Source organism: Mesorhizobium sp. M7A.F.Ca.MR.176.00.0.0, from assembly GCF_004023165.1.
Lineage (GTDB): Bacteria > Pseudomonadota > Alphaproteobacteria > Rhizobiales > Rhizobiaceae > Mesorhizobium.
In genome coordinates this window covers 46,424-50,666 of record NZ_RZTC01000011.1, presented here as the reverse complement: position 1 = coordinate 50,666, position 4,243 = coordinate 46,424, and the positions used below count along the sequence as shown (strand labels likewise).

Genomic DNA, 4,243 nt, shown 5'->3' with positions numbered 1-4,243 from the left:
TCCCGCCGGCGCCATCCTTGGCGCTTGGCGACAGCTGTCCGGGCAGCCGCCCGTCACCGCCGACCGTTTCGCCAGGATCGTCGAGATGCTCGGACTCCACTGGGACGGTGCCGCGCTTGCCGCGCTTTGCACGGAGGTCGATAACCTGGCAAAGTCGCAGCGGCCGGCGCCGTTCGCCGCCGCGGCGATCGCCGCTCACGTCGTCGCCATGCGGCCCGACTGCGAGCTTTTTGCCTGGTGGCTCGCTGACCTGGTGCTGGCGCAAAGCCTGCGCTGGCCGCGGCCGCTGCCGCTGCTGATGGCTAAGGTTTTTGCTTCGGTCTTTCGCGGCGAGGCCGGCGGCAGGCGCATCCGACCCGGGGACGAGAATTTTGAGCGGGCGGTTTGCCTGGCGCTGGTGGCGGCGGGGGCAGACGCCTGCCGGCTGGCCGCCGAGCTGTCGCGCCGCGCCGAAAAACTTCTGGTGGTGGCTCCAAAATTGCGCGCCAAGGGTGCCGGCGAGGTGATTTTTGCGCTGCTCAACGAAGACGCCGTTTCGGGCTCGCTGACGACGAAAAGCCTGTCCCGCTTTGCGGCGCGACGCCTGTTCGAGCGGCTGCAACAATTGGATGCCGTGCGCGAGCTTTCCGGCCGCACCACCTTTCGGCTGTTTGGGTTGTAGCGATGAGCGAAGCGTCTGCCCGCCGCAAGCCAAACGGTCAGCCAGCTTTGCTGGATACCGAGCTGGAGCACCTGCCGCCAGAACTGCGCTGGCGCGAATGGATGGGCCGCGTCGAAGCGGTGATCTTTGCCGCAAATGAACCGGTGAGACGCAGTGTCCTCGCGCGGGTGGTGGGAAGGAATTGCAATCTTGAGCTGGTCATCGACGATATCCGCGCCGAACTTGCCGGCCGCCCCTACGAACTGGTCGCGGTCGCCGGCGGCTGGCAGCACCGGACCAAGAAGGCCTTTGGAGACGTCATCCGCTCCGCCTTTGGCACGGCGGCGGGAGAGGGGGCAAAGGAGCTGACGCAATCGGAGGCGCTGGTCTTGATGTGCATTGCCTATTTCCAGCCGATCACGCGTGGCGAACTGTCGAGCTTTTTTGGCAAGGAGGTGTCGCGCGATTTGATCGGCGTGCTGCGCGCGCAAGATCTGATCGCCTCGGGGCCGCGCTCGCCGCAGCCGGGCGCGCCCTACACCTATGTGACGACCAGAAATTTTCTCTCGCAGTTCGGGCTCGACACGCTGCGCCAGCTGCCAGATTTCGAGGCGCTTGAGGACGCCGGGTTGCTGTCGAAGGAGAAGCTCCTCGCCGGAAACATCATCCCAGGATTTGCAGATGTCGAAGAAGATGGCGCCAACGGCTTCCTCTACGAATAGATGATCCCGTCACGGCGGGACAACCCACGTGATCTCGCCGCTTGTCAGATAGACGATTGCGCCACGCACGGCACCGGTCGCAGACAGGTAGTCACGCAGCTGCCGCACATGTGCTTCGCGCACAGCAAGTGCGGGATGGACGTCGGATTTCCAATCGATGGCAGCGTCGACACGGTCTTCGATGATCGCCAAGCGTCGGCCCGCCCGGCAATAAGGCTCGCCTCGTCGCGCCCCCAGATTGCGATTTCGGGCACAAGGTGAGGCCGCAGTTCGGCAATCTGCGGCAAAGCGAGCCCGCGGAGCGCCGCTGCTCCCATCTCATAAGGATCGGGCTGAGGTTCATCGTCATTTACGTCGGTCACCAATTGATTGAGCAGTTCGCGAGCGCGGTCAACGCTTGCACCGAGTTCTCCCGCGAGCTCACCGGTAAGAAGCTCTTCCATCAGCTTGTGAAGGATGACGCCGCGGCGGGCGCCGGCACCCACCACCTCGAAATACTCAATGTGGCTCTCCGAAGTTACGACGCCCTCGAGGGGATCGCCGAGTCGATCGGGATCATGTTCGCTGGGCCGGCGCCACACTATCGGCGGCGCGCTTTCCTCGACGCACCGTTGCTCGGCGGCAAAAATATCAGAAGACTGCTCGTTGGTCAGAGACGCCGGTGCCGGCATTTCGCGCCGCGCAAAGGACGTAAGGTCCAGCTCAGGGATGTCCAGCTGACGCAGGTCTATCGAGCTGAACCAGGAATCTTTGGACGCCTGGGGGATGTGGGGAAGGATCAGGAGATCCCGTGCTCGCGTGCAAGCCACGTACCAGATACGCTCACGTTGATTGGCATCCTCCAGGCTTTCCGCGGCGCGCGCTGCAGCCAGCTCCGGCGGCGCGACGCCCCCCAGCATCCAGTGCAACGTGTTGTCGGACTGCCGATGCACGAACTGATCCGGCCGGTAGAGTTCGGTCGTCGAATTGACCGGAATGACAATTGGCCACTCCAATCCCTTAGCGCTATGAATGGTGACGATCTCGACGGCATCCTTGGCAGCATCGATGCGTCCTTCCTGCGCCCGGGCCTTGCGCTCCCAATCTTCCTGCAGATCGCGAATGAAAGCGCGCAGGCCAGCGATCGAGTAGCCGCGCGCCCTTTCGATCAATGCGTCTAGGTTGACGAGCGCGCGGGCATTCCTGTTGCGATGTCGCGCTGCCATGATCACGCGAACATTCAGGCGTTCGATGGCCTCCGCCAAGATCAAGCTTGGGGTCACGATTGAGGCGCGCCGACGAAGCCGCTGCAACTTGACGAGAATATCTCTGGCGACAGCATGCTGCACGAGCTCGGGATCCGTCCGCACAGTGAAAAAGCGTTGGCCGTCGGCTTGCTCGACAAGGGCTGAGGTGATGTCCAGCAGTTCCTGTTCGCTCAGGCCCACCAGCGGCCCTCGCATCAGCGCGCCAAAGGCCAGCGTGTCGGAGGAATCCGCCAGGACCCGTAGCAACGCCAGAATGTCCTGCGTTTGCTGCCGCCGCATCAGAGTCTGGCCGGCTTGCGAGGATACCGCGAGGCCGCGCTGCTCAAGCGCGCGCTCGTAACGCCACAGCTCCGTGTGTCCTGGAGAGAGCAGCGCGATGTCGCCGGCCTGCAGCGGAGTGGATGTCTTGCCCGCACGTTTTATCGACACATTGCCGATCAAGGCAGCGCAAATGTCCGCAACGCGCTCGGCTTCGCGACAGCGGGTTTAGGCGAGATATCGGTGTTTGATCGCCAGGCTGTCGTTACTCGGAACAAGGCCCGTGATAATCTCCGAACCCAGGTCTCTGGATCGTCCGGATGGCTTCGCTGAGCTTGGTGTGTTGGTCCGTGGCAGCTCTGGCCGCAATAGTCCCGTCACTGGCACTTACTCCCACCCTCTACGCTCACAAGGCGCAGAGTGGTTTTGAGTATCCGGCGAGCTGTTGCAATGGCGACAAGTCGGTCGGCGACTGCCAGATGATCTCCGACGATATTGTCCGAGAAACACCGGAAGGTTGCGCCGTCGTGCTGCTGCCCGGTGACCACCGCTTGGTGACACGGCGCCAGAGCTTTCGCATTCCTTATGGTCAGCAACTCAACTCGCCCGACGGCACCTCATCTGCCTATATCCAAACGAAACCGTCGTCTTTTGCTTTTTCGCTCCGCCAGGATCAAGGTGACAGTGGGAGTGGCTGCTTCGCGCCTCCAAGCGGACGTTAGCCGTTCGAAAAGAGTCGCCCTGTCGCGGTCCTTCGGACAGATGCAACGTTCGTTCTTCTTCATCAAACGAAGCAGGGGCCCAGTGATCGACTCGCTTCGTCAGACTCCGCGATTGAAGCGATCTATCCTAAAATCATCGAGCGGCGTTTCGCAACGGCCGGTCGTGATGAGTTCGGCCATGGCGTCACCCACGCCCGGACCGAGCTGGAAGCCGTGTCCGCTGAAGCCGAAAGCATGGAACAGGCCCGGCGTCGTCGCCGAGCGCCCCATGACCGGCAGCATGTCCCTGATATAACCTTCACAGCCGGACCACGTGCGGATGACTGCGACCCGCGCGATTGCCGGCAGCAGCCGCGCGACCGCGCGCAGCTGGAACGGAAGGCGCATGGGATCGGCGACGGCGTGGCCCGGATCCAGGTCCACCGCTACCCTTTCGGCCGCGCCGCCGAAGACTATGTTGCCGCGCTCGACCTGACGCAGATAGGCGCCATGGTCCTTGTCGCGGGTCCAGATGCCGACCACTGGCAGGATCCGGTGCGGCAGCGGCTCGGTCACCCCCATCTGCGGACCGCAGGCGTCGAGCGGAACCTGTTCGCCGAACTGCGCGGCGATACGCGCGCCCCAGGCGCCAGCGGTGTTGAGCAGACACTCGGC

At 63.4% G+C, this 4,243-nt stretch carries 4 protein-coding genes and 1 pseudogene; 3 read left to right on the top strand and 2 right to left on the bottom strand.

What is annotated here, in order from left to right; all coding sequences use genetic code 11:
• Window positions 1-661, top strand: a pseudogene (locus EOB59_RS06520) (DUF1403 family protein); the annotation flags it as partial.
• A 2-nt stretch (window positions 662-663) separates the two neighbouring features.
• The gene (locus tag EOB59_RS06515; protein ID WP_128287971.1) at window positions 664-1,362 is read left to right on the top strand and encodes an SMC-Scp complex subunit ScpB; all 699 of its coding nucleotides are present in this window, start codon (window positions 664-666) and stop codon (window positions 1,360-1,362) included.
• 44 nt (window positions 1,363-1,406) lie between these two features.
• Here the strand turns inward: EOB59_RS06515 and EOB59_RS06510 are convergent, their stop codons facing one another.
• A complete protein-coding gene (locus EOB59_RS06510; RefSeq protein WP_164895593.1) occupies window positions 1,407-3,050 on the bottom strand; it encodes a 3'-5' exonuclease in 1,644 nt (547 codons plus the stop codon).
• A gap of 137 nt (window positions 3,051-3,187) precedes the next feature.
• Between EOB59_RS06510 and EOB59_RS06505 the strand changes: the two genes are divergently transcribed.
• Window positions 3,188-3,589, top strand: a complete 402-nt coding sequence (locus EOB59_RS06505) for a hypothetical protein (RefSeq protein ID WP_348639503.1) — start codon at window positions 3,188-3,190, stop codon at window positions 3,587-3,589.
• A gap of 99 nt (window positions 3,590-3,688) precedes the next feature.
• Here EOB59_RS06505 and EOB59_RS36015 read toward each other — a convergent pair.
• On the bottom strand, window positions 3,689-4,243 hold a 555-nt coding region (locus tag EOB59_RS36015; RefSeq protein ID WP_245486547.1), incomplete at its 5' end, for an FAD-binding oxidoreductase.